Here is a 25130-nt window from a genome sequence, read left to right as displayed (position 1 = left end):
TCCCATCACCCTGGCGTCAGGGATGACCCTCCGGGAGGTGCCCCTAACCGCGAGGCCCCTTGGGCGGCACGTCGAGCACCTCCGGCGGCTCCGGGAGCGCCTCCTCCTGGGGCGGCGCCTCCACCGGCCCGCCTCCGCCTCCCGCGTTCCCCGGCGCCTGGCTCCCTCCCGGAGGCCCCCCGGGCGGCGGCTCCAGTCCCTCCGGCTTCTCGTCCTGGCAGTTCAGCATGTCGGACTCCCCCTCTCGGCCACGATGTCCCGCCGTGATGACGGGCGCTCGCGTCCTTCCTGACAACGCACCGGGTTTCGCTCCTTGCGGAGAACCTCCCGGGCGGGTCCGCCCCTCACTCGAAGAGGAGCACGTGGGGGAGCCAGCTCCCGTCGCTGGGATGGGCCTTCAGCCACTGCACGCGTGCATCTCTCAGGGCCTTCGACGCAGGGGCCCCTCCGCGCACGAGCTCCCGCACGGCCTCGAAGAAGCCTCCGGCCGTGTCGGGAATCTCCACCGTGGAGGCCAGCACCGCGCTCGCCCCCGCCTCGATGAAGGCCACCGGCAGGCTGAAGGGCTCGTGCAGGTAGGGCGCCGTCTTCGCCGCGCTGCACGTGACGAGCATCACCAGCGGGGCACGCTTCAGGCGGAGGCTCCGGACCCGGTCCGCGGTGAGCGCATAGCGGCCGTCGGGCTCCGGGGCCAACACCACCAGCGACGCGTCCGACACCGCGGGGCTGAACATGCCATGCGCGTGCAGCTCCACCTCGCTGGCGTCCGCCATGGCCTCCACCACGCGCGACGGCGTGGCCTGGCTGCCCCGGAGCTCCAGCCGCAGCGGGTCCGGCACTCGCGGCGGCTCCAGGATGTCGAGCAGCGGCAGCCGGAGCGACGCCGGGCCCGTCACGTGCGTGACGACCAGATGGCGCCCGGGCCCCACGGCCGGGGGTGGCGAGGGCGTCGGGCCACGGCCCACGCGGTAGCTCCAGGCCAGGTCCGGAGGCAGCAGCCCGGTGAGGCCGTGCACGGGAGGCACCGCGAGGACGTCCACGTGCTCGCACTCGCGCAGCTCCACCAGCAGGCCCGGTGGCACCAGCCCTTCGGCCCGTCGCTGGGGCGCGGCGCGCGAGTCATCGTAGTGCCCCAGCAGCCTGCCGGACGTTCCACGGGCCAGGACCACCGTGCGCTCGTGGTGCAGGGACACCGCCAGCAGGCACTGCCGCGGCGCGGGCCCCATCCTCAGCTGGCGCTCCAGCAGGCTCAGCGCATCGGACCAGCCGCCCACCCTGCCGGCCTCGGCGATGAGGGCCGCGTAGGCATAGGCCCGGGCCTTGCGCGCCTCCACCTCCTCCGGCGCCTGGTCCGCCAGCTCGATGGCGCGCGTCAGCAGGGCGTGCCCCGCCACGCGCGAGCGGGCCAGCTCGAACTGGCCCTCGATGAAGTGCAGCAGCGCCTCTCTGCCGGGCAGGACTCCCTGCCGGCGCAGCTCCACCAGCCCGCGGCGGAGGTGGTCGCCATCGCGAGGCTGGGGTCTGGAGCGCGCCAGGTGCGACAGCACGAACGTGCCATTCATCCCCACGGTCCGCTCACAGGCCAGGGCCCGGTCCAGCTCGCGCCGGGCGCTGTCCGGCCGGAAGCGCTGCCACTCCACCGCGGCCAGGACCTGGAAGACGTGCGTGCGCTGCGCGCAGTCCTCCGGCATCCGCGCCAGTGACTCCTCGAGGTACGCACGCGCACTCGCGAAGGCATGCTGGTAGCGCGCGACGTCCGCCAGCCCCTGGAGGAACTGCTGCTCGAAGCTCCAGTCCCGCGCGGCCTTCGCGCGGCTCCAGCCGCTCCACGCGTACCCGAGCGCGTCCGCGGGGCGGTGCAGCTTCAGATACAGGTAGGAGAGCCTCCACTCCAGGTCCAGGCAGCGGTAGACGAGGGACGAGCCCAGGCACGTCTTCAGCGCCTCCTGCAGCTGCTGCTCCGCCTTCCACCAGGCACCCTCCCGCTCCGCGCTCGCGGCCTGCTCGCGCGCGGCAATCAGGCGCATCCACGGGTCGCCCTGGGCCTCGGCGAGTCGCGCCAGGGCCTCCACGTCCACCGGCCCGTCGAAGCTCGCGAACACGAGCGCTCCCAGGTAGATGTCCTCCTCCCCCGAGCGCCGCAGCTCCTCCATCACCTCCGCGCTCGAGGGCAGCTCCTCCCGGACGAGCTTCACGTAGCGCCGCGCCACCGGAGCACGGCTGCCGAAGTCCCGCTCCGCCACGCGCTCGACGTAGTCGCGCAGGACGCTGCCTCCGTATTTCGAGTCCAGCGCCTGGGCCAGCGGCAGCAGCCGCTCCACGCCCTCGCGTGACGTCGCCGTCCTCACCGCGTCATAGAAGGCCAGCCGGACGATGCCCGGGTGCTGCGCTGCCTCATCCAGCGGCAGCCGCGCGCCCGGGTCCGTCATCAGGTCCTGCGTCGCCGCATAGGCGTCCTTCCAGTCGCGCCCGCGCGCCAGCGTGTCCTCGCGCAGCATCCGCGCCTGGGTCCACGCCTCGTCGCTCCAGCCCGCCTCCGCCTGCCTCGCCACCGCGTCGAACGACTCCGCCGCCAGCAGCGTCAGCCCCATCTCCCTCAGCACCAGCGCCCGGTTCCACAGCGCCTGCGGGTGGCGTGGATTGCCGTGCAGCACCCCCTCCAGCAGCTCCAGCGCCTCATCCAGGTAGGACTGCTTGAGCTGCGCGCCGTTCACCTCCGTGGGCTTCTCCAGCAGGGCCTGCTCCAGCGCCACCACCGCCAGGTCACAGTCCCGGTCCGCCGAGGCGGACATGCGCTCCAGGTAGGCCCGGGCCTGCCCCAGCGCGCCGTGCATCACGTACGCGGTGGCGATGCCGTGGAAGTCCTTCCGGGCATCCATCCGCGACAGCTCCTGCAGCGGCGGCGCCTTCGCGCGGCCGGGAGTCCCCCCCTCGGCCCCGCTCCGGACGGGCACGAAGCGCCGGTAGTGCCGGTCCACCACGTCATAGGTCAACCGGGCCTCCAGGGGCCGGCTCGCCTCCGCGACGAGCCACTCCGCCCCGCCCGCGTCCCCGCCTCCCACCCGCGGCGCGAGCCACAGCGTCACCAGCCCCACCACCAACACCCCCACGCCCGCCAGCCACGCCCGCCAGTCCCGCCACCGCCCGCTCCACCAATGGGGCCTCCGCGCCGGCCTGCGCGGGCGGATGGGCCCCTCCTCCATCGTCATCTGCCCCAGCAGCTCCACCTGCAGCGCGTCGCGGAACTCCTGCGCGCAGTCGTCACACGTCCCCAGGTGCTCCCGGAACCGGCCCTGCTCCTCGGGGGACATCTCCCCGTCGAGGAAGCGCGGCAGCTCGCGGCATGGGTCCTCGGGGTTCATCGCATCTGCTCCCGCCGCCGCCGCTCCGCGGGCTCGCGCAGCAGCGCGCGGAGCTCCTTGCGCGCACGCGTCAGCCGCGCCCCCACCGTGCCCGCCTTCTCGCCCGTGTCCCGGCCAATCTCCGCGTACGACAGGCCCTGCAGGTACAGCTCGAACGTCCGCCGCAGCTTCGGCGTGCTCAGCCGCTCCACGGCCGTGAGCAGGTCCTCCGGCCCGACGTACTCCCACAGCTCCGGCTCCCACGAGTCGTCGTACTGCTCCGCCAGCTCGTGCAGGCGCAGCAGCGACTCCATCCGGGTGGCCTCGCTGCTCTTGCGGCGACACCGGTCCAGGAAGCAGTTGCTGGCCACCCGCGCCGTCCACGCCCGCTGCGCGTCCTCGTCCAGGTGCTTCAGCTGCTCCCAGCGCAGCAGCGCCCGGAGCAGCACGTCATGCACCAGGTCCTCGATGTCCTGTTCCTGGCCACCGCAGTACTTTCCCAGCACCGCGAAAAGGGTGGGCTGGATCCGCCAGGCGAAGGCTTCGAACTCTCCCCCCAGCGGGGACTTCACAATCGCCAGTCGCGCTCTTGCTCTCACGGGCCCCCTCCGTTCCAACCAGTAGACGCGGAGGGTGGGAATTCTTATCTGGAATCCATCGAACCCCCCGTACTGCTGTCGTAGTCACCCGGGCGTGACGGGGGTGTGACGGCGTCTGGTTGAACAGCGTAATCCCTTGCAGCTCCGGGACGTTAGGAGGTCGCGGCGGCCAGCGAGGCGGGCTGCGTCAGGGGAAGCTCCAATTCGAAGCAGGCGCCCCCCAATGCCTCCGAGCGCCCCGCGCGAATGTTGCCTCCATGACGTTCGATGATGCCTCGCGCAATCGCGAGCCCCAGCCCGGTGCCCGGCCGGGGGCCCTCGCGCTTGCGCCCCGTCACGAAGGGCTGGAACAGCCGGGGAAGCAGCTCCGGGGGGATGCCCGGCCCGCTGTCCTCCACCCGCACCCGCAGCGTCTTCTCGCCGCGCTCGCACCGCACCCGCAGCGTGGGGGCGGACACCTCCCTCAACGCGAGCAAGGCATTCTCCAGAAGAATGACAAACGCCTGGGTGAGCTGGGCCTGGTCCGCCTCCACCTCCAATGCCTCGCTTCCGGGCAGGTCGAAAGCCACCTCCGGGGCGAGTGCGCCCAACCCCTGACGCGCGGTGGAGTATGACAAAGCAAGACTGGCAGGCACATCCACGCGGCGCAGCTCCAGCGGGCGGGGCCGGCCATAGCGCAGCAGCTCGTCCACGAAGTGGCTGGCGCGCTCTATCTGCTCGCGCATGGCGGCCACGGAGTCCGGGTCCCCGCCCCGGCGCTCCAGCAGCTTGAGGTGCGCGGCGAGCACGCCCAGGGGGTTGCGGACTTCGTGGGCCACGGCGGAGGCGAACTGGCCCAGTTCGGCCAGCCTGGCGGCCTGGTCGGCGCGGGCCTCCTGGGCGGCGAGCGCGGCGGCCAGCTCGCTGCCGCTGGCGCGCCCCTTGAGGAGCCGGCGGCCCAGCCACTCCTGGAGGCCCTGGCGCACCGGCTCGAAGGCGAGCGCCGCCAGGGCCAGCAGGAAGAAGGCGCCCACGCGGTACTCGACGAGGAAGGGCTGGCCGCTGCCGGCCAGGAGCGTCAGCACACCGAAGAGGAAGCCCGCGGACAGCACCGCCGCCATCGCCGAGTACACGAGGCTGCGCTCCAGCAGCCTGCGGTCTCCGGGCGCCTGGTGCGCGTTGATGACGTGGACCAGCACCAGCAGCGCGGCCAGCACCAGGTACATGCCGAAGGGCAGCGCATAGCCGCCCGACAGCAACAGTGCGTTGCTGATGCTGCCCACGTACGCCAGCGCGCCGGCGATGCCCAGGCTGCGCAGCAGCGGCCGGCGCTCGGGGGATTCGTGCTGGTAGGAGCGCGCCAGGTGCGCCAGCGGCACGGCCGCCGCGGCCACGGCCAGCACCATGGCGGGCCAGAACAGCGGGCCGCGCCGCATGGCCAGCGGCCCATGGAGGATGTGGGGGACGAAGATGCCGATGCACGTCACCACCACCGCCACCGCGTAGGCCAGCTTCACCAGCCGGTAGGAGCGCTGGCGTGTCACGTCATAGGCGGCGTGGAGGTAGGTGGCGGAGATGAATGCGCCGATGGCGGCGAAGCGCTCTCCCACCCAGGCCACGGAGGGGAAGCACAGCAGCAGCAGCGCGCCGCTCCACACGGCGGTGGCCAGGCAGTAGAGCGTCAGCCCCCGGGCATTGAGGCCCCGGAGCGCGGCGGTGAAGTACAGCAGCAGCGCGACCGAGAGGACGGGCACGAGGCTGTAGGCGAACAGGGGCCCCATGCCGCCACTGTGCCAGAGGCGCCGGCCCCGTGCTCAGCGCGCGGCGGCGGTATGGGCGGTGATGGCCCCGGCGAGGGTGGGCCAGTCCGCCTCGTGCAGCTCGTGCCCCGCGTCCTCGAGCGTCACCAGCCGCGCGCCCGGGACGGCTCGGGCCAGGGCCACGCCATGCACGTAGGGGACGACGGGGTCCAGCGCGCCGTGGATGACGAGCAGCGGCGCCCGGAGCTCGTGGCTCCGGCCATACCACTGCTCGCCGCCCGTGAGCGTCGCGTGGTTCATCATGCTCTGGAGGCTGGACGAGCGCCGGAACTCCTCCGCCGCCACGCGGCGAGCGAAGGCCGCGTCATAGGGCCTGCGCCCGCTGGCATTCAGCCGCCCCGCCTCCACCATGAAGTCGAGGACCGCGGCCTCGTTGCTCCAGTCGAGCGTGGCCACCGTGCCGAAGTGCGCCAGCAGCGCCGGGGAGAGCGGCGGAGGCTCGACGCCCAGGTCGCCGAGGAACTCCGCGCTGATGAGCGTGAGGGAGAGGACGCGCTCGGGCGCCTTCAGCGCCACGATTTGCGAGAGCATCCCTCCGAGCGACATCCCCACGAGATGGGCCCGCGCGAGCCCGTAGCCGTCCAGCACGGCGAGGAGGTCGTCGGCGAGGTCATCGACGGAGTAGCCCCGGGCCCCCAGCGGCCAGGTCGTGGAGCGGCCCGTGTCGCGATGGTCATGGCGGATGACGTACCGCCCCGCCGCGACCAGCCGCTCGACGAGCGGGTCAGGCCACCACTTCATCGACGAGACGGCGCCCATGACCAGGAGGATGGGCGGGTCCGTGGGCGAACCGAAGGCCTCGGTGCACAGCCGGATGCCGCGGGTCTCGAGGATTCGCTCAGTCATGCAGGCTCCCCTTTCATGGGTGAATTAATAACCGACGCGACGGTTATAAACAAGTCCCTGAATGAAAGTGCCCTGCTGCCCGGGGAAGCGGGCTCAGGACTTCGGAAGCTCGAAGGACTCCTTGGGGAACATCAGGCGGAGCACCCTGCGCAGGCGCTCCAGCACGTAGCGGGTGAGCGGAGGCTGCCGCTCCACCATCCACTGCATTGTCGCGCCGACGATGACGTCCTGGAGCACCGCGGCCACCGCGTCCCGCTCGGCGCTCTCGGGGAGCCTCGCGGCGATGGCGTCGCGGACCATGAGGTTGCGCTCGAGGGCCATGCGCCTCAGCGTGGTGTCGCGCAGGTCCTGCCAGCCGAGGAGCAGGTGGCCTTCGAGCCCCTCGCCCGAGCCCATGCCCGCGACGATGTCCGTGAGGAAGCGCCACAGCCCCGGCGCGCCGACCTCCACGGGCATGGAGGCGAGGTAGTCGCGGCGCTGCTCACCGGAGCGCTCCATGGCCCGCCGGTACAGCGTGTCCTTGTTCTTGAAGCGCTGGATGAGGGCGGCGCGGGACATGCCCAGCTCGACGGCCACGTCGTTCAGGGTGAACTCGCCCGGCCCGCGACGCAGCAGCACCTCCATGGCGGCATCGAGGATGGCTTCGTCGCTGTGCAGCTTGGGCCGGGGCACGGCCCCGTACCTATCACGTCGTGGAGGAGAGGAACCCGTCCAGCAGCGTGTTCACCGCGTCCGGCGCGTCCAGCTGCACCCAGTGCCCCGTGCCGTCCACCTGCATGGACGGAAGCTCGGGGACGAGCCTCTGGTAGGAGTTGGGCTCCTGGTTGAACGCCGTCACCACCGTGAGTCGTGGCCCCTTGTAGCGACGGAGCGCGGTGACAGGGTCGAAGGTCAGCAGCGAGCCCAGTCCCGCGCTCGCGCCCACCTGCGACGTGGCCCGCAGGTCGGACAGCACGCGCTCGCGGACCTCGGGCCGCGAGGGGGCGAGCATCGGCGCCCAGTACTCCGCGATGACGGCGCCCCAGGCGTCCGTGGAGAGCGCCTGCATCAGCCCCGCGGCCTGCTCGGCCGGAATGACGCGCCCGTCCGAGGCCGGGTCGAGCAGGAACAGGCCCACGACACGGTCCGGGTGCGCGGCCGCGTAGGCCGTGGTGACGGCGCCGCCCAGGCTGTGGCCGACCAGGACGAAGCGTTGGAGGCCGAGCCCGTCCACCACCGCGTCGACATCGGCCGCGAAGTCCTCCACGGAGATGGGGCCGCCACCGTCGAGCGTGGACTTCCCGTGGCCCCGGAGGTCGAGCGCCACCGCCCGCCGGCGCTTCCTCAGATGGGCGAGCTGCGCGGCCCAGTGCGTGGTGTTCCCGCAGCTCGCGTGGACGAACACCACCGGCACCCCACCCTTCCCTCCGTCGTCGACGTGCAGCGCTCCAGCAGGTCCCTTCAGCATGGCGGTCTCCTCGGTGCATGGGGTGCGCGGCCTCGCGCACCATGACGCTTGGAGTACGCCCCATCCCTGACAGAAACTGTCACCAATGGCACGAGTCACCCGAGTCATGCGGCTGCAGGACTTCCTCCGGGCCCACGAGTCCACCACCGTCGCGGAAATCGCGGCGGCCCTGGAGGTGAGCGTCCGCACCGTCCACCGGGACCTGGCGACACTGCGGGAAGAGGGCGTGCCCATCAGCAGCGACTCGGGGCCGGGCGGAGGCGTGCGGCTGGAGCGGGACAGAGGCCTGACGGCGGTGCACCTGTCGCTGGAGGAGGTGGTGGCGCTGTGGCTGGCGGCGAACCTGTCGTCGGCCGGCAGCACGCTGCCCTGGGGGAGCGCCGCGCGCTCGGGGCTCCAGAAGCTCTTCGCCAGCGTGCCCCGCGAGCGGGCCCGGGGCATGCGTGAGCTGTGCCGCCGCGTGGTGGTGGGGCGGCCCGCGAGCGCCCGGGTGCTGGCGGAGGTGGGCGTGCCGCCGGAGGAACTGCTCGCGGTCTTCGAGCGCGCCTTCCGAGAGAAGGTGTGCCTGTCCTTCGACTACCGGGACCGGCACGGCAATGCGACGCGCCGGCTGGTGGAGCCGCACGGGCTGCTCGTCGAGGCGCCCGTCTGGTACGTGCTGGCACGCGACGTGGAGAAGTCCGCCGCGCGCATCTTCCGGATGGACCGCATCCGCCGGGCCCGCGTCGTGCCCGAGCGCCCCTTCGTCCCCGACATGGAGGGGCTGAAGGCCCAGGCGCTCGCCCAGAAACAGAAGGAGTCCACCCCGGAGCCGGGCCCCGCGCGAGCACCGGGTATGCTCGCGGAGTCATGACCGCCAACGCGCCCCGCTTCGACATGGATGCCCCGGACGTCGAGGGGGCCTCACGTTACTTCGAGCGTCGAGCCATGCAGGGGCTGATGGACGGCTACACGTGGACGGGCGTCGTCACGCCCCTCACGGACGGGCGCGGCGCAGCCTGGGGCGCGAGAACGACGACCCATGACGCGGAAGGAACGCTCCGCCAGTCCGTCTACGTGCTGGCGTCCCACCGCGGGCAGGGCCACCTGTCCCGCTACCTCGCGGAGACCGACGTCCCCTTCGTCACGGCCCCCGACTGCGACCTGGAGGCGTACTTCACGAAGCGTGGGGTGCCCTACGTCGTCTCGGGGCGATTCACCACGACGCGGGAGTACCGCGCCATCGAGCGGCACTACGGGTCCCGACAGGCGGTGCGCAGTGGCGTCGACTACATGAGCCACATCGACGAGGGGCTCGGGGTGCTCCGGCACTTCGAGGCCAGCGATGCGGCGAAGCGCGCCTGGTGCCTGCACCCGCTCGTCCAGGCCGACGGCGACCTCGCGGAGAGCTTCCCCCGGCTCCACGAGCTGACCGACAGCCCCCAGGTGCTGGCGCTCGCGATGGAGTACCGCAACATCGCCAACGCGTACCTGTCGCAGCGCACGGTGACTTCGACCGACGAGATTGCGCTCGGTCCGCTCCCGGACGTGGCCGACATGCTGCGCGCGGACAAGGTGCAGAACTACAAGGACTTCCTGCTGCACCACCGGAAGGCGCATCCCCGGCGCGAGGCGCTGGACCGGTACTTCCGCCTCTGGCTCGAGCGCCTGGGCGTCTCCCAGGAGACTTTCGCCAGGCTCTTCGAGCGGTTCCAGGTGCGGCCCGGGAAGGTGTCCCTCGACACGGTCCTCCGGACGTGATGACTGCCCCTTGCTCCGAGAGCCTCCCCACATGAGGTGGACGTGACGAAGCAGGCGAAGGCACGCGGCAAGCGCTCCGACACTGCGCTGCTCATCATCGACGTCATCAACGACCTGGACTTTCCCGGCGGAGAGAACGTCCTGCCCTGGGCCCTGCGGATGGTGGAGCGGCTGGGCCCCTTCGCCGCCCGCATGCGTCGCAGCGGCGTGCCGGTCATCTACGTCAACGACAACTTCGGCTACTGGCGCAGCAACTTCAGCGACATCTACAAGCACTGCACGCGCCCGGGCATCCGGGGCCGCGACGTCGCCCGCGCCCTCAAGCCCGTCGCGGATGACTACTTCATCCTCAAGCCCAAGCACTCGGCCTTCTTCGCCACCTCGCTGGTGCCGCTGCTGGAGCACCTGGGCACGAAGAAGCTCATCCTCGCGGGCATGGCCACCAACCTCTGCATCTTCTTCACCGCCCACGACGCGCACATGCACGAGTACAAGCTCACCGTGCTGAGCGACTGCTGCGCCGCGGAGAGCGACCACGACCACGACGAGGCGCTGTCCCAGCTCCAGCGCTTCCTGCGCGTGCGGGTCTGCCGGAGCGACGAGGTGAAGCTGCCCCCGAAGCGGCGCCGCGCCGCGGCCAAGCGCCCGCCCCCCGCGAAGTGACGAACCGCTTCAGAGGAAGCGACTGCTCTTCACCGGCGAGTCACTGAAGTGCCGGCGACGGAGGCCCGACTCACGGAACAGCCCACCGACCGCGGCCCCCTGCACCGAGGCCATGGCCCCCAGCAGGCGCAGCAGCTCGGGCAGGTCCTTCAGCGCCTCCGCCTCCAGCTTCATGGACGCGAGCCGTGCGGCCAGGGACTCCACGGAGCCCTCCTCGGGAGCTGCCTTCTCCGTCTGCTGCGTGTCGGGCACCACGCGCAGCCGCGCGCCCCAGGGGGACGTGTTCATCTGGTAGAGCAGCGTCGTCAGGTCCGGAGAGAAGGGAGGCGACTCCGTCCACGGCACGGCATGGCTCCAGAGCAGCTGCCCGGGCCGGTGCCGCCGGAACTGGGCCGTCAGCTCGGGCTCCAGCATGCTCAGGTCATAGGCCACCACCAGTCCGGGTGCGTCGCTGCCGTGCTCCGGCCAGGGCTCGGCGGGCAGGCCCAGCACCCGCGCGGTGGCGTGCCCGAGGATGGCGCTGTCCCGGTCCGGGAGGATGAAGACGCGCGGCGGCCTGCGGTCGGTATGCGCGAGGACGGCCTCCACGCACCGGATGCCCTCCAGGCAGCTGTGCTCGGAGTCCTGGAGATAGGCGTAACGCCCGTTCATGCCCTCGTCGAAGCCGTACGGGGACAGCCGGAGCAGCACGCTGCCGGTGATGACGAACTGCCAGCCGCGCAGATCCTGGTCGTCCAGGGGCGAGACAGCGCGGACGGCATCGGCGCGCGCGAGGAACTCGCGGATGCGTCCCACGAGCGTCTCGAAGAGCTGGGCCTTGTCTGGCGGAGTCTCCTCGGTGGGCGTGCACAGCACCGCGAGCCGAGGCAGGAGCTGACGGGGAGTGTCCAGGTCGCCCGACATGATTGAGTTGAAGGCGTACAGGTAGCGGAGCATGGCGTGCTCCTGCACCAGTTCCGGCGCGGCCTGCAGGAAGCGCGCGGCCTCCGAGTGGGCGTCCATGCCCTCCAGCGCGGAGCTGAGCTCCTCGAGGATGCCGACATGGCCCGGCAGGCACGCGTGGGCGCGCGCGAGCACCGTGGCCGCGAGGTCGTGGAGCGACTGCTCGATGAGCTGGAAGCCCAGGTCATAGAGGGCCTGGACGTCATCCGGGTCCTGCGCGGCCTTGCGAACGATGGCCGCGAGCTCCTCGCTGGAGATGGCCGCCGCGATGCGGGCGAAGACCTCCCAGGCCTCGGTCCACCGGACCCGGTCCTTCAGCTCCGGCGCGCCGGGATAGCGCAGCGCCCCACGGAAGATGCCGAATGCCTTGCGTGGCTCCTGGGCAATGAGGGCTTCGAGCGCCTGGACACGGTGGGAGTCGTAGGTTTCGGACATGAAGTCTCCAGCAACAGGGTGGTTGTGGGCCTGGGCGTGGACGGCGGATTGTGGCGCGGCCTGACGCTCCTGGCGAGGTGGGGTCAGGCCTGCTGACGCACGGCGTCCGGGTTTCGTTTCACCGCGCCCGGGGAGATGCCCATGAAGCGCTTGAACGCGCGGCTGAAGGCGGCCTCGGACTGGTAGCCGAGGCGGCTCGCGAGCTCTCCGAGTGCGGGCTTGTCCTCCTTGAGCCAGGTGTGCGCCACCTGCATCCGCCAGCGCGCGACGTAGTGCATGGCGGACTCTCCGACGAGCTCGGTGAAGCGCGCCGCGAAGGCCGAGCGTGACATGGCGACCTCGGACGCGAGCGAGGCGAGAGTCCATGCGCGCGAGGGGTCGCGGTGGATGAGCGTGATGGCGCGGCCAATCTGCGGGTCCTGGAGCGCGCCGAGCCAGCCAGTCTGTGCGGCGGGGTCTCGCTGAATCCACGAGCGGATGGCCTGGATGACCAGGATGTCCGCGAGGCGGGTGATGACCGTCTCTCCTCCCGGGCGCAGCTCCCTCGCTTCGGCGGCCATGAGCCGCAGCGTGCTCTCCATCCAGTCCAGGTGGGGCGAGCTGGACGCGTCCAGGGAGATGACCCGAGGGAGGAGCTTGAGGAGGGGGTGCGCGGCCGGATGGTCGAAGCGCACGGCACCGCAGATGAGGGTGCATGGAGCGCCGCCGCCGCCGTACCGCAGGAGGGAGTACCGCTCGCTGACCATGTCTTGCGGCAGCTCCACGACGTTGGGCGTGGCGGCCTGGGGGTCGGTCCAGAGACGGTGCCCCGCGCCATGAGGTACGAGCGCGAAGTCCCCCGGCCGCAGTTCGATGGGCTCGCTGCCCGGCACGTCGAGCCAGCCCCGGCCGGACGTCACGACGTGGAACCACAAGCAGTCCTGCATGGCCGGGATGGAGCACCCCCACGGCGCGGTGAGCTCCGAGCGGCAGTAGAAGCTGCCGGTCATCCGCAGGAAGTGGAGCGCTTCTCCCAGCGGGTCCACGGGCGCATGAAGTGGTGGGTTCCTCATGGGCCCAGCATGAGGCCGGCATGATGCATCGTCCAGGCCTTCTGGACGAATGAGCATGAAACAGCGACTTCCAGTCATTGAGAGTACAGACTGCCGAAGACATCTTGGACACGTGGAATCGGCCGGCGCGCTTCCGATGGGCGGAGGGCCGGGTCCGAGGGAGCGGTCATGAGAGTGCTGGTCATTGGAGCAACGGGCGGTTCCGGGCGCGCGACAGTCGCGGAGCTGCTGTCCGCGGGGCATGAGGTGACGGCGTTCGCACGGCGGCCGGATGCGCTCGCTGTCACGTCGGAGCGCCTGAAGGTCTTCCAGGGGGACGCGACGAAGCCCGCTGACGTCGAGCGCGCGGTGCGAGGGCAGGACGCGGTCATCGTCACCCTGGGCATCACCGAGAACGCCATGCTCGTCCGGATGCGGGGCAGCGCGAACACGCCGCTCGACGTGCGCTCGCAGGGAACGCGGAACGTCATCGCGGCGATGAAGCAGCACGGCGTGCGCAAGCTGGTGGTCCAGACCACCTACGGCGTGGGTGAGACGCGGGGCAGGCTGCCGCTCAAGTGGAGGCTGCTGTTCTCGCTGCTCCTGAAGCCGCAGATTGCCGACACCGAGCAGCAGGAGCGAGCGGTGCGCGAGAGCGGCCTCGACTGGGTGCTGGCGCAGCCCGTCGGGCTGACGGACGGAGCCGGGCCCGGTGCGCCTTTCGCGTCACCGACGGGGGAGGCCCGCGAGTTCAGCATCTCCCGGAGGAGTGTCGGCCGCTTCCTCGTTGAGGCAGCGGAGAGCGCGAAGTACATCGGCAGGTCGGTCGCGCTGTCCGCCTGAGCAACGCCTGCAAAGGTTTCCCCTTCCCTGCCCGGAGACTCCAGATGCTGCTGACCTTGACCTTTCTCACCGCGCTCGGGGCGGGCCTCATGGCGGGGCTGTTCTTCGCGTTCTCCGCAGTCATCATGAAGGCCCTCGCCCGGCTCCCACCGGAACAGGGCATGCGCGCGATGCAGTCCATCAACGTCACCATCCTCCGGCCGTCGTTCCTGGGGGTGTTCCTCGGAACGGCGGTGGCCTCGCTCGTCCTCGGGGGCCTCGCGGTGCATTCCTGGGAGGAGCGCGGAGCGCCCTACCTGCTCCTGGGCAGCGCGCTCTACCTGCTGGGAGTCATCGGGGTGACCTTCGCGTTCAACGTGCCGCGGAATGAGGCACTGGAAGCCGTCGACCCGGCCAGCGCGGAGGCCCCCAGGCTGTGGGCGCGCTACGTGTCGGGCTGGACGGCGTGGAACCACGTGCGCACGGTATCGGCCCTGGGCGCCACGGCTTCGTTCATCCTCGTGTTGTGGAGGTAAGGTGGCCCGGTTTACAGGCGGCGACGGGAATTGAATCCACAGCAAGGCGGAAGCAAAACCCTAAGAGCCTATATCGGTAGGGAAGAAGCCGGCCCACCTGCTGCGTTATGCGAGCAGGAGGGCAGGCGCATGGGGCTGGTGAAGAAGGATGACGGCTGGAGGATGCCGGGCGAATTGTAGTCGAAGCTGGAGCCGCTGCTGCCGTCGCGACCCGAGCCCCCGCTGGGCTGCCACAACCTGCGGGTACCTGACAGGTAGGCCATGGACGCCATCCTTCTGGTGCTGCGCACGGGCATGCAGTGGGGCGCCTTGAAGGCCACCGGCATCTGCCACCCTTCCTCCGCCTACCGACGCTTCCGCGAGTGGCTGGCGGCCGGCGTCTTCCGAGAGTTCTGGCGGCTGGGCCTCTTGGCCAATAACGGCCTCGTGGGCACCCACTGGAACTGGTTGGAATTGGACGGAACCATGGGCAAGGCGCCGCTCGGTGGGGAAAAAACAGGCACCAATCCCACCGACAGAGGGAAGACGGGCACCAAGAAGAGCCTGCTGACGGACTCGCGGGGCGCCCCCCTCGGCCTCGTGGCCGGTGGCGCCAACACGAACGACTTCAAGCTGGCGCGCGCCACACTCGAGTCCATTCCAGCCCCAGGCCCACGCCCACTGAAACCTCGCGTCAGCACCTCTGGGCGGACCTGGGGTACGACGACGATGAGATGCGAAGGCTGGCCGAAGAGTTCCGCTTCACGCTGCACCTGCCGCGACGAGGGCAGGCGGAGCGCACGAAGAAGCGCAACACGCGTCAGCAGGCGCGGCGGTGGATGGTGGAGCGAGGCCACTCCTGGCTCAACCGCTTCCGCCGGCTGCTGGTTCGCTGGCAGAAGCGCGAGGATACCTACCTGGGGATGCTGTACCTGGCACTGGGCATCATCACTTGGTTCCACGCGCTCCTACCGAAATAGGCTCTAATACTACAGTTGTAGTTCGGAAGACCTCATAGGTCACCTCCTGTTGATCCAACAGCAGAGGTAGCCGGAGGTTTCCCGTGAGGGCACAGGTCGAGGCCGAACGTGACGAGGTGGTCCTGGCAAGACGGCTGGCCGAGGAGTTCGAGCGAGTCGCCGCGTGGCTGGAACCGCACTTCCGCCGAAGAGAAGCGCACGAGGCAGCCAGCCTTTACGTGAAGGCGCTGCTCTCGCGAGCCGAGAGGAAGAATACGTGGGGCCTGGCCGAGGCGGCTGGCAAGCCCGCGCCGTACTGCTTCCAGCACCTGCTACTGCGAGCGAGGTGGGACGAGCAGGCGGTGCGCGATGCGGTGCTGGCCTACGCACGCGAGCGGCTTGGCGAGGGCGGCGTGCTGGTGGTTGATGAGACAGGCTTCTTGAAGAAGGGCGAGAAGTCGGCCGGCGTGGCACGCCAATACTCGGGCACCGCCGGGCGGATTGAGAATTGCCAGGTGGGAGTCTTCCTCGCCTACGAAACGCCCCGAGGCCACGCGCTGATAGACCGGGAGCTGTACCTGCCCGAGGAGTGGATGCAGAGCAGGCCCCGGCGCCAGCAGGCCGGTGTTCCGGACGCGGTGACCTTCCGCACCAAAACCCAACTGGCCCACGCCATGTTGCTGCGAGCCTTCGATGCAGGTTTGCGCCCCTCATGGGTGACGGGGGACGAGGTGTACGGGCGCGACGGCGAGCTGCGCCGCTTCTTGGAGCAGCGCCACCAGCGGTACGTACTGGCGGTGGCCGCCAACACCTACGTCTGGCGAGGCTTCATGCAGGTAAAGGCCGGCCGCGTGGTGTCCGAGCTGAAATCAGAGGACTCCTGGACGCGCCTGTCCGCGGGAGCCGGCAGCAAGGGCCCGCGCCTGTACGATTGGGCCCTGGTCCGGGTCAACTCGCATACCGGCACCCTGGCGCGCTGGCTGCTGTTCCGCAGAAGCCTCGCAGACCCAACCGACGTGGCGCACTATGTTGATGGTCTCCAGGAAGCGCGGATTCCTGGTCATCGGTCGCCCAGAGTTCCCTGACTTCGTGGCCGGCACCGCCGGCGCGTGCAGCCAAAAAGTTGAGGGGCGGGGAGTGCGCCGGTGGAGTCCACGGCTGCGCGCGTCCTGAAAAACGGAAGGCCCCCCAGCGACACCTGGAGGGCCCTCCTGGAGGCGCGCCCTGGTGTGCGAGAGGGGCGGGCCGGTGAGGCAGGGGTAGCGCACTCCAGGGCGCGGCGCCAGAAGTCGGCGTGCGCGGGAGGCTGCGCGTGGAGTCGCTGCGTTTGGCGGTGTGCGGTCGGCCGGAGTGCCGGCGGCTGTTCCAGCTGTGCACCGGGTGCGACCGGGGCCAGCGCTACTGCGAGCGGGCCTGCGGCAGCAGGGCGCGCGCGGAGTCGGTGCGTGCGGCTGGGCGGCGCTACCAGCGCACGCGGGACGGGCGGCATGCCCACGCCGCGCGCCAGGCCGCGTACCGGGAGCGACGCAGGAAAGTGACGCATCAGGCTCCCCCGGAGGTGGCCTGGGAGGCGACGGTGCCACCCTCGCCGGTCCAGGTCACCACGCAGGTGACCGCGGAGCCGAGCGCAGCGAGGCCACCTCCGCATGCACTGCCGTCTTCTCCCGCCTGCACGTTCTGCGGGCGCCCCAGCCTCTTTCTGCGTCACACCACCCTGGCGCGCACGCGAGTGGGTCCGCGCTGGCGGCGCTCCACTTCCTGAGGAGGCGCGCGGATGATTGACCCCGAGGTACGCGCCCGCATTCGCCGACTGCACTACGCGGAGCACTGGCCGGTGGGCACCATCGCCACGCAGTTGGGCCTTCACCACGACACCGTGGAGGCCGCCCTCGAGGACGCGCAGGTGGCCCCTGCCGACAGGAGCACGGTGAAACCCACCGTGTTGGGCCCCTACACGGACTTCATCGACGCCACCCTCAAGGCCCACCCGCGCCTGAGGGCCACGCGCCTGTTTCACATGGTGAAGGCCCGTGGCTACCCGGGTGGCTACGAGCAGGTGAAGCGCTACGTGCGGCGGGTGCGCCCGGGTCCCCACGCCGAGGCCTTCCTGCGCCGCTGCACGCTGCCCGGAGAAGAGGCGCAGGTGGACTGGGGCAGCTTCGGCAAGGTGCAGGTAGGGCGGGCCACCCGGACGCTCTCCTGCTTCGTGCTGGTGCTGGGCCACTCGCGCGCCATGTACGCCAGCTTCTTCCTGGGCCAGACGATGGAGTGCTTTCTCCAGGGCCACGTCCAGGCTTTCGAGGCGCTGGGCGGCGTGCCTCGCAGCCTTCTCTACGACAACCTGAAGTCCGTCGTGCTGGAGCGGGCCGGAGACGCCATTCGCTTCCACCCGCGCATTCTGGAGGCCGCCGGGCATTACCACTTCGCGCCCAAGCCCTGCGCTCCCTACCGCGGCAATGAGAAGGGCAAGGTGGAGCGCACCATCCGCTACCTGCGCGACTCCTTCTTCGCCGCGCGCAGCTTCCACGGGCTGGACGACCTCAACCGGCAGCTGAAGCGTTGGGTAGACGAGGTGGCCCACCAGCGCCGGGTGCCCGGCGACGCCTCGGGCCGCACGGTGGCGCAGGCCCTGGAAGAGGAGCGCCCCCGCCTGCTGCCGCTGCCCGCCCACCCACTGCCCACCGACGTGGTGCGCCCCGCCTCCTCTGGCAAGACGCCCTACGTGCGCTTCGACGGCAACGACTACTCGATTCCGGATGCCCTGGTCCGCCGTCCCCTCACGCTGGTGGCCTCCCCCACCACGGTGCGCATGCTCGACGGCGCCCAGCAGGTCGCCTCGCACGTGCGCAGTTGGGACAAGGGCGCCCTCGTCGAGGACGCGCGGCACCTGGCCGCGCTGGCGAAGAAGAAGGCCCATGCCCACGAGCTGCGCGGCCGGGACTTGCTGCGCGCCCGCTGCCCACGCGCCGACCAGATGCTCCAGGCGCTCGCCGACCGCGGTGACAACCTCGGCAACCACACCGTGAAGCTGCTGGCGCTGGCGGAGCGCTACGGCGCCGCGGAACTGGATGCCGCCCTGGCCGAGACGCTCAAGCGCGGCGCACTCGGGCCCGCCTCCGTCGCTCACGTCCTCGACCAGAGACGCCGCCAGAAGGGGGCGCCTCCGCCGCTGCCCCTGGTACTGCCAGATGACCCGCGCGTGCGCGAGCAGCGCGTCCCCCAGCATTCTCTCAACGCCTACGACGCCCTCCTCGGGGGCGACCCGGAGCAAGCACCATGATGCCCCTGAAAGAACGTCTCACCGCCCTTGGCCTGAGCCACACCAGCGACGCACTCGATGACCTCATTGCCATGGCCACCAAGCGCAGGTGGGGGCCGACGGAGCTGCTAGAGGCCATTGCCGAGGAAGAGACGAAGGACCGAGCCCGTCGCAGCGTGGAGCGGCGTCTGTCGCGCAGCAAGCTCGGCGCGCTCAGGACGATGGCTGACTTCGATTGGGGCTGGCCCAAGCGAATTGACAGGACGGCCGTCGAGAGCGCCCTGGCCCTCGACTTCATGGCCCGCCCCGCCAACGTCGTCCTCGTCGCGCCCCAGGGCCTGGGCAAGACGATGATTGCCCAGAACATCGCTTACAACGCCGTGCAGGCCGGCCACTCCGTCCTCTTCACCACCGCGTCCCAGCTGCTGCTCGACCTCGGTAGCCAGGACTCCGCCAGGGCCCTCGACAGGCGACTGAAGCACTACTGCACCCAGGCGGGCCTGCTCGTCATCGACGAGATTGGCTACCTCTCCTACGACGCCCGGAACGCGGACCTGCTCTTCCAGGTGGTGTCGCGCAGGTATGAGAAAAAGCCGATTGTCCTGACGACAAACCTCCCGTTTTCGGAATGGACCACCATCTTCCCCAACGCCGCGTGCGCCATTGCGCTCATCGACCGCGTCATCCACCACGCCAGCATCATCAGCATTGAGGGCGACAGCTACCGCCGACGCGTGGCCGAGGAGTCCCGCGCCGAGCGCAAGGCCAAGAAGGGCTGAACTCCTCCGTGCCCCGCAGTGACCAGCCGGCCTCGCTCTCCCGCTCCGCCTCCGCGGTCGGAGGGCGGGGCCGAGCTGCTTTCGATGACCAGATTTCCGCGCTCCGCGATGACCGCCAACAGCGCACTACCTGGTGCACGCGCCCGCGAATACCTCGCTGGAGGCAATGGTGAAGGCGGCTGGCAGTCGCTGGCCGGTCGGACTACGAAGTCCGCAGCTACACCGGCTGGTACCGCCACATGACGCTATGCTTGGTGGCCCACGTGTACCTGGCCGCCGCGCGCTCGCTGGCGAATGCCGAGGAGCAAGCACCTCCCCCAAAAGGGCTGGGCCCGCCGCACCGCAGAAACCGGATGGCCGCGTTTCGAAGGCGGCAGGGCCTGCTCTCCTCGTCCGCTTCTCCGTCCAGGAGATAAGACGTCTGCTGTTGGCGCTCGTCTGGAGGATGCACTCGACGGTGGACTTCATGCTGCGGTGGAGCCGCTGGAGGCGACGGCACCAAGCCATCGCCAAGCGGTGCCACTACCGCCGCGGCAATCCTCGGCTCAAAGTCCAACTGTAGTACTAAGGGGCGCCTCCCGCTATGCGCTCCCTTCGCGAAGGGGAGTTACGAAGTCGTCGCGCATGCGGTATGCGGCCGAGGAGCCGGCAACCACCATGAGATCGAGAAGCGCTAGGACTGCCTCCCGAAGCGCTGCATCCCGCTTCAAGCGAAGCGGCTGCCCGTACACGAAGAGCCCGAGCAGCGTCTCCAGGATATACGTCACTCCAGCGGAGAAGATCGCCTTCGTGTTCTCCGCACGCCTGAACATCGTGTGCACAACCTTGAACGCGCCTGGCAACTCCTGGCGTCCGATGTCGTAGAGGAAGCTCAGGTACGCCTCCGCGACCACGCCAGCAGCCGGCAGCCGATTCGCCAAAGCGTGCACGCGGTGCGCGTTGCTATCAAGACGTGCCCAATGGCTTGTGCCCTCCGTCCACTCGACACGCAGGAAGAGGCGATTGATGAGCGGCTCCTCGTGTAGGCGACCTCGCCCGAGTCGAGTCGCCCACTTGGCGGACGCTGCTCGGTCCGCTATCGCCTGCCACACTGCCCAGAAGCTGTCGCCAGCACCTCCGTCCGCCGCATAGATCAGGTGCTCCAGGAAGGTGGCGACCTCACGGCCCTCGGCCGCCGCCAGGGCAATCAGTGGTGAGCAGACGACAACTGTCGCATCATCGGTCAATTTCAGCGCGAACCTTGCGATCAAGCGAGACAGATCGCGCTCGACGTGGAAGTCCCGGTTCCGTCTCCTAAGAGCACTACGATCATCACTCCACGTTTCAGCGAGCCACGCTGCCGCCCTAGCCACGAATGCCCGTGCCTCCTCGGATTCTGAACGGGCGAGTATCACAGCCCACATTCGGATAGCCGCCGCCCGGCCCTGCCATGTGTCGAAGCGTAGCGTCAATAGAGCGGTCTTCGCCTCTGCAACACTGCCAGTGACAGCGCGCCTAACCGCCGCCGCGACCAACAGCCTCCCGTCGACCTCGGGCGCAGGCTTGAACAACCTATGGTGTTCCCGAGCTACCGCTGCCACCTCCTCCAGCACAGTTGCTTCGCGAGCGGCTGCCGCAGCGCACCGCCAAGCGAGGTCTATGTGCTCGGGGCCAAGGAACACGCTTGCACCCATATACGCATGATCGAGCACCTCGCGCGCGGGATCCGTCAGCACCTGCACTAGAAGGTCTGTCGCATTGATAGGGAGCTGCGTCGGCACCTTAGCTACCAAGAGGGGCACGACGGCTGCGGAAACCCGGACGGCGTCGGACAGGCGCAACCGGGACGGAATCTCATCGCGTTCGTTGGTTGCTCTGGACAGCTCCTGCGTTACTTGCGCAATGCACCAAGCGCGCTCGTCCGGCTCGAGCTCATCGAGTCGGTCGCGTATACAAGCGGCTGCAACGATACTGGGAGCGCCTCGCGCATAGGCGCCAATGTCCTCATTGTCCTCAGCGATAGCCCGCGCTTCGGCCAGGAGAGGGCGCCACTCGGCAGCCTTTGAGCCACGCCGGTTCTCCCATGCCTTCTTCGCGGCCATCCTGAGTTTGACATGGCGGTTGCCCCCTGTCAGTCGCTTCAGGCTTCCCTGAACGACCTCTTCGAGATCTGACTCGAGTTCTCCCGGCACAAGGAAGACGCGCTGCTCCTTAGCACGCTCGGTCGACTCCGATGCTTCGGGCCCAACAGGATTCTCAGAGAAGGACACGCGCGCGTCGGTGCCCTCGCGGGCTGACGCAGGTTCGCCCGTATCCTCTTGGGCCGACGGATCTACAATCTCTGCTGGCTCATTGGCCTTGGCACCGCCAGTTGCATTGGGTGTCTTTACAGTCCGGAAGCCGCGCATATCCATGCGGTGGAGTGCCAGCCGCCACAGCTTCGCCTCTTCGGGGGATTGGTCGGCCAGTTTGGCGCGGTGCCTATCGATGATCGCCCACACGTCTTCACGCCACTTCGTGAGCTGCAATCTGAGCGCGAGGGCCTCAAGATCCTCGCATCGATGAGGGCGCATATTAGCTGCCCGGCGCTCGGCTTCGTAGATCGTGTGCTCCGGATTGAGGCCGGCGAGGAACTCGATCGAGTTCGCCCCCTCGGCGGCCATGCGCGACCGGTCGTACTCGAAGAGGTCTCGATTCGACAAGAGAGCCAAGGCCGCCCTCCCCGCTCGCATCGGATGCGCCACGCACACACTCGCAACCACGGCCGTCGTGAGTGCGCTGTTACCCCTAGTGAGGATGTGTAGAAGCCACGACTCGAGGTCCACGTTTTCGAACGTGGCAATTGTCAGGAGCCATTCCTCCAGCGCCATAAGCGCCGACTGCAGCGGGTACGGCCCGACAGTCATCCCGCGATACAGCGCGTACAACCGCCCAAGGAACCACTGCTCGACCTGCCCATATCCCGGGACGTCTATAGTGATGCGCTCCGCCTCCTCTAAGTTATGTCCCGGCCACTTGCGCTCGCCATACCACTCGGCCGCGTGATTCGAGAGTTCGAGCAGGAAGTCGAGCGCCTTCCTCGGGTGATGCGTGAACAAAGCCCCGAAGGGGCCCTGAAGCGCGCTTGCCGGGAAGAACTCATTCCGGTCGTGCTCGTGCATGCCGAAGCACTCATCCACGCCAAGTGCGAACTGGCTGTAGCCATACTGCTTACGATCGGCGTCGGTCAGCATCAAGCGCGCTCGGAGCAGCGTGATCACGAAGTCCGGATAGTCCCGGCCGACGTGGACGCTCGACAGAGTGGACAGCGCCAGATCGCCGAACTCCTGTGCCGTGCGATCATCGCGGTCGCCAGCCAATGCCCGCCGAACCAAATTGTCAAATGCCGGCGCATGCGTGGGGATAGCGAGAAGAACCTTCAGCGCCCGTTCGCGCGCGTCGTCTTTCCAGGAGAAACCGAACAGCGGTACCAAGGCCGACACGATCTGGCCGGTCGCATCGGCACCATCCGGAACCGGCGAACCGATCGCTAGCTGCCGTAGTTGCCGTGCCCAGTCCTCAGCGAGCCCGAGAGCGAGAAGGGCGTCCTCGCTTAACTCTGTGGGCATGTGCTGCGCGACAAGCTCCAGCACGAGCGGCCACGCGGGACCAGTCGGAACGAGCAGCGCCGAGGGTAGCCCTCCGCGTGGAAGCCACGACGGGACGGTCTTGCAAGCTACACGCAGCAGGTGAATTACCTGCCGCAAAAGCGCCGCGTCACCAGAAACCACGCGCTGACGGCATCCCTCGATGAACGCTGTGGCGACGCCAGAGAGTAGAACTGCGACGATGCAGTCGTCCCGGAAATGCTGCGGCACATCCGTGCGCCTACTCACCTCGAGCACGAGGTCTCGACCGCCGACCGGGTCCACGTCTAAGCGTTCGGCGAGCCAGCGCCTGAGCCCCCGCCGCATCGCGGGGAGACCGCCGACTGCTGCCGCGAGGGCCACAGGCAGGTCTTCTGCGGCCGACGCGACGTCGTCTAGCCACTGAAGGAGGGCCCAGTCCTCCAGCACGTCGTGCGCCGGTGCATAGAGCTTGTCGGACTCGGGCGACTGATCGAGCAGCGATGCTTCAAGAAGGGCGCTGATGACCTGTGGGTCCTGAATCTCTGGCCGAACGTACGGCTTCAACTCTGTGGCGCGCAGCCGAGCGATGGAAATGAACATCTCCTCGCGGCGGTCGGGCATCCCATTGGCACGGTGCGCTTCGTCGCGAACCAGTTCACGCCAGCAGCGTTCTCGGAACGTACGCACGCTCTCAGGTAGCGACGTGCTCCCCCACTCAAGCCGCGACGCCATATCCAAGAGGTACGGCGTGCGAAGGAACGCACGCATACGCGAGTCATTCAGCGGCGGCGCGAGCGCGGTGACCTGATGCGCTACCGCGTCGAGTTCCTCGTCGGAGAGGGGCTCTACTTCCACCACCGTGTGCGTCAACCCGATTGGCTCCAGCAGCGCACTCCTGACCGTATCCACCGAGTAGTCCCGGCAGGTCATCACCAGCCGCAGCGAAGGGGTCTCCTTCACCAATTGCAACAGGTGGGTGAGCGCGTCCCGAACCGAGTGCTCGAGCAAGCGCTCTACGCCGTCTATCAGAATGGTGGTTCGATCATGTGCCGCCAGAAGACTCATTAGCGACATCGCGTTGAGCGCCGTCCGAGTCTTACTCAGGGTTTCATTGATGTGCGCCGTCGCGAACTCCACAGCTTGGAACGCCAACACGGGGCGCGCAGCCTCGACGCGGTCGAGGAGCATCCTCGCGACTGCGGATTTGCCCGAGCCGGCCGCCCCTGACACCACCGCCACGCGCGGCTCTTCCAGCGCGCGCAGTAGTGCGTCAGACAGAGCGGCACGGTCAATTGTGTACCCACGCGCGATCTGTGTGCGAATGCTGGTGCGTACCATGCGGCCATGGGCGATCAGGTCCTGACGTGCTCGCTCGTCCGACGTGGGTACGGCTTGGTGACTGTCCCTAAGTTCCTTGGGCAAGCTGTCCCTACGATACGACGTTGCGGACTGTCTACCTTCGCTGGCAACATCGAGCAGCCTCGCCCAAGTCGCGCTTGCCGTAGCCCTGGGGTCGCTTCCCTGCGCTGCGACGTGCGCCAAAAGCGCCAGTACCATTGCGTCTGTCTGCGAGGTCGGAGTGCCGAGGTCGAAGCTCAGTACCGTCAGCACTCGGAGGAAATCCCAGTAGCGGTCCGCGTCTAACTGGTCTCCGATGTGGCAGCGCAGGATATGCAGAAGCGCTTCATTCTGAGCCTTGGCCTTCTTCGACAGGTAGCCCGGGAGGCCCAAGCGGCGGCGAAAGTCGCCGCCACTGGTCGCGGCGCGTGCGCAATCCAAGAGCGACGCAAAGTCCTTGAGCAGCGTAGCTGTACCGTGGAGGGTCGCGATGGCCAACCGGTCCCGAGCCGGGTCAAACCGCTCTGCGGCGATGAAGTCGTCCCACATCCCGCTAATGGTCTGCACGCACTCGTCGTCACTCTCCGAGATCGTGAAAGAGCGCTTCGCCTGAATGGCGAGTTTCCGTGTCACGCCCGGTCGGAGTTCCGCGACGATAAGTACGTCATCAGTGCACCATCTGAGCTGTCTGGTTTGAAAGTGGACCTCGGTCACTGCCGAGTCGACAAGTACTGGAGGCGTAGAGCGTGTAAGGAGCAGCGCGAGCGCGAACGCGCCCAAGCGCTGCTCGAATCGCTCGCCGCCGCCGCCAGTCGCGACGGGGCTAGGAACGTTCTCGGGATCCTGTTTCTGTCCATCCACGATGCGCGCTACCTCGCTTCTTGGTGACGTACGCTGCGTCGAAAGTATAGGAGGGATGGGGGGCACAGTTGAGTTTGAAGTGCACGTTGCCAAGCGCGGCTGTCCGCTGGAGAGGCACGCTACCCAGGGCACCGCCGTTGCGAGCTACTTCGCGGGTGATGGTCGAC

The 25130-nt window shown here is 69.0% G+C and carries 18 protein-coding genes and 1 pseudogene; 9 read left to right on the top strand and 10 right to left on the bottom strand.

From position 1 onward, the window contains the following. Window positions 1–43: 43 nt before the first annotated feature. The 7 genes from LXT23_RS26365 to LXT23_RS26335 form a co-directional block, all read right to left on the bottom strand. Window positions 44–229, bottom strand: a complete 186-nt coding sequence (locus LXT23_RS26365) for a hypothetical protein (protein WP_253983053.1) — start codon at window positions 227–229, stop codon at window positions 44–46. Between the two features lie 115 nt (window positions 230–344). Further along, window positions 345–3362, bottom strand: coding sequence for a CHAT domain-containing protein (locus LXT23_RS26360; RefSeq protein WP_253983052.1), 3018 nt, complete (start codon window positions 3360–3362; stop codon window positions 345–347). Beyond that, on the bottom strand, window positions 3359–3940 hold the full coding sequence (locus LXT23_RS26355) for an RNA polymerase sigma factor (protein ID WP_253983051.1): 582 nt from the start codon (window positions 3938–3940) through the stop codon (window positions 3359–3361). Before LXT23_RS26355 ends, LXT23_RS26360 begins: the two co-directional genes overlap by 4 nt. A gap of 152 nt (window positions 3941–4092) precedes the next feature. Beyond that, window positions 4093–5700: a sensor histidine kinase gene (locus LXT23_RS26350; RefSeq protein ID WP_253983050.1), complete on the bottom strand. Its 1608-nt coding sequence runs from the start codon at window positions 5698–5700 to the stop codon at window positions 4093–4095. 33 nt (window positions 5701–5733) lie between these two features. Further along, window positions 5734–6585, bottom strand: coding sequence for an alpha/beta fold hydrolase (locus LXT23_RS26345; RefSeq protein WP_253983049.1), 852 nt, complete (start codon window positions 6583–6585; stop codon window positions 5734–5736). A 93-nt stretch (window positions 6586–6678) separates the two neighbouring features. Then, window positions 6679–7257, bottom strand: a complete 579-nt coding sequence (locus tag LXT23_RS26340; RefSeq protein ID WP_253983048.1) for a TetR/AcrR family transcriptional regulator — start codon at window positions 7255–7257, stop codon at window positions 6679–6681. Between the two features lie 13 nt (window positions 7258–7270). Continuing rightward, a complete protein-coding gene (locus tag LXT23_RS26335) occupies window positions 7271–8032 on the bottom strand; it encodes an alpha/beta fold hydrolase (protein ID WP_253983047.1) in 762 nt (253 codons plus the stop codon). Window positions 8033–8138: 106 nt separating this feature from the next. Here LXT23_RS26335 and LXT23_RS26330 point away from each other — a divergent pair, with 106 nt between their 5' ends. Genes LXT23_RS26330 through LXT23_RS26320 form a run of 3 tightly spaced genes read left to right on the top strand, consistent with a single transcriptional unit; the run spans window position 8139 to window position 10435 of the window. Continuing rightward, a complete protein-coding gene (locus LXT23_RS26330; RefSeq protein WP_253983046.1) occupies window positions 8139–8885 on the top strand; it encodes a helix-turn-helix transcriptional regulator in 747 nt (248 codons plus the stop codon). Further along, the gene (locus LXT23_RS26325; protein WP_253983045.1) at window positions 8882–9772 is read left to right on the top strand and encodes a hypothetical protein; all 891 of its coding nucleotides are present in this window, start codon (window positions 8882–8884) and stop codon (window positions 9770–9772) included. The genes LXT23_RS26330 and LXT23_RS26325 overlap by 4 nt, the downstream gene beginning before the upstream one ends. A 42-nt stretch (window positions 9773–9814) precedes the next feature. After that, entirely contained in the window at window positions 9815–10435 is a 621-nt protein-coding gene (locus LXT23_RS26320; protein WP_253983044.1) for a cysteine hydrolase family protein, read from the top strand. 9 nt (window positions 10436–10444) lie between these two features. Here LXT23_RS26320 and LXT23_RS26315 read toward each other — a convergent pair whose 3' ends face one another. Continuing rightward, window positions 10445–11812, bottom strand: coding sequence for a tetratricopeptide repeat protein (locus tag LXT23_RS26315; RefSeq protein WP_253983043.1), 1368 nt, complete (start codon window positions 11810–11812; stop codon window positions 10445–10447). Between the two features lie 83 nt (window positions 11813–11895). Continuing rightward, window positions 11896–12864: an AraC family transcriptional regulator gene (locus LXT23_RS26310; RefSeq protein WP_253983042.1), complete on the bottom strand. Its 969-nt coding sequence runs from the start codon at window positions 12862–12864 to the stop codon at window positions 11896–11898. A 168-nt stretch (window positions 12865–13032) separates the two neighbouring features. Here LXT23_RS26310 and LXT23_RS26305 point away from each other — a divergent pair, with 168 nt between their 5' ends. The 6 genes and pseudogenes from LXT23_RS26305 (at window position 13033) to istB (ending at window position 19177) form a co-directional block, all read left to right on the top strand. Continuing rightward, on the top strand, window positions 13033–13686 hold the full coding sequence (locus LXT23_RS26305) for an NAD(P)-dependent oxidoreductase (RefSeq protein WP_253983041.1): 654 nt from the start codon (window positions 13033–13035) through the stop codon (window positions 13684–13686). 44 nt (window positions 13687–13730) lie between these two features. Further along, window positions 13731–14201, top strand: coding sequence for an anthrone oxygenase family protein (locus LXT23_RS26300; protein WP_253983040.1), 471 nt, complete (start codon window positions 13731–13733; stop codon window positions 14199–14201). A gap of 186 nt (window positions 14202–14387) precedes the next feature. Then, window positions 14388–15160: pseudogene (locus LXT23_RS26295) on the top strand (IS5 family transposase). An 83-nt stretch (window positions 15161–15243) separates the two neighbouring features. Then, window positions 15244–16224, top strand: a complete 981-nt coding sequence (locus LXT23_RS26290; RefSeq protein ID WP_253983039.1) for an IS701 family transposase — start codon at window positions 15244–15246, stop codon at window positions 16222–16224. Window positions 16225–16913: 689 nt separating this feature from the next. Further along, complete coding sequence (gene istA, locus LXT23_RS26285; protein WP_253983038.1) at window positions 16914–18419, top strand: IS21 family transposase; 1506 nt, start codon at window positions 16914–16916, stop codon at window positions 18417–18419. Continuing rightward, window positions 18416–19177, top strand: coding sequence for an IS21-like element helper ATPase IstB (gene istB / locus LXT23_RS26280; protein WP_253983037.1), 762 nt, complete (start codon window positions 18416–18418; stop codon window positions 19175–19177). The genes istA and istB overlap by 4 nt, the downstream gene beginning before the upstream one ends. Window positions 19178–19758: 581 nt before the next feature. Here the strand turns inward: istB and LXT23_RS26275 are convergent. Then, window positions 19759–24963, bottom strand: coding sequence for an NACHT domain-containing protein (locus LXT23_RS26275; protein ID WP_253983036.1), 5205 nt, complete (start codon window positions 24961–24963; stop codon window positions 19759–19761). Between the last annotated feature and the right edge of the window lie 167 nt (window positions 24964–25130).

Source organism: Pyxidicoccus xibeiensis, from assembly GCF_024198175.1.
Taxonomy (GTDB): domain Bacteria; phylum Myxococcota; class Myxococcia; order Myxococcales; family Myxococcaceae; genus Myxococcus; species Myxococcus xibeiensis.
This window is presented reverse-complemented; position numbering and strand designations above follow the sequence as displayed.

Bases quoted from the DNA above. Each gene is read 5' to 3' on its own strand.
- LXT23_RS26365 (WP_253983053.1), bottom strand. From the start codon at position 229: ATGCTGAACTGCCAGGACGAGAAGCCGGAGGGACTGGAGCCGCCGCCC.
- LXT23_RS26360 (WP_253983052.1), bottom strand. From the start codon at position 3,362: ATGAACCCCGAGGACCCATGCCGCGAGCTGCCGCGCTTCCTCGACGGG.
- LXT23_RS26350 (WP_253983050.1), bottom strand. From the start codon at position 5,700: ATGGGGCCCCTGTTCGCCTACAGCCTCGTGCCCGTCCTCTCGGTCGCG.
- LXT23_RS26345 (WP_253983049.1), bottom strand. From the start codon at position 6,585: ATGACTGAGCGAATCCTCGAGACCCGCGGCATCCGGCTGTGCACCGAG.
- LXT23_RS26335 (WP_253983047.1), bottom strand. From the start codon at position 8,032: ATGCTGAAGGGACCTGCTGGAGCGCTGCACGTCGACGACGGAGGGAAG.
- LXT23_RS26330 (WP_253983046.1), top strand. From the start codon at position 8,139: ATGCGGCTGCAGGACTTCCTCCGGGCCCACGAGTCCACCACCGTCGCG.
- LXT23_RS26325 (WP_253983045.1), top strand. From the start codon at position 8,882: ATGACCGCCAACGCGCCCCGCTTCGACATGGATGCCCCGGACGTCGAG.
- LXT23_RS26315 (WP_253983043.1), bottom strand. From the start codon at position 11,812: ATGTCCGAAACCTACGACTCCCACCGTGTCCAGGCGCTCGAAGCCCTC.
- LXT23_RS26310 (WP_253983042.1), bottom strand. From the start codon at position 12,864: ATGAGGAACCCACCACTTCATGCGCCCGTGGACCCGCTGGGAGAAGCG.
- LXT23_RS26305 (WP_253983041.1), top strand. From the start codon at position 13,033: ATGAGAGTGCTGGTCATTGGAGCAACGGGCGGTTCCGGGCGCGCGACA.
- LXT23_RS26300 (WP_253983040.1), top strand. From the start codon at position 13,731: ATGCTGCTGACCTTGACCTTTCTCACCGCGCTCGGGGCGGGCCTCATG.
- istA (WP_253983038.1), top strand. From the start codon at position 16,914: ATGATTGACCCCGAGGTACGCGCCCGCATTCGCCGACTGCACTACGCG.
- istB (WP_253983037.1), top strand. From the start codon at position 18,416: ATGATGCCCCTGAAAGAACGTCTCACCGCCCTTGGCCTGAGCCACACC.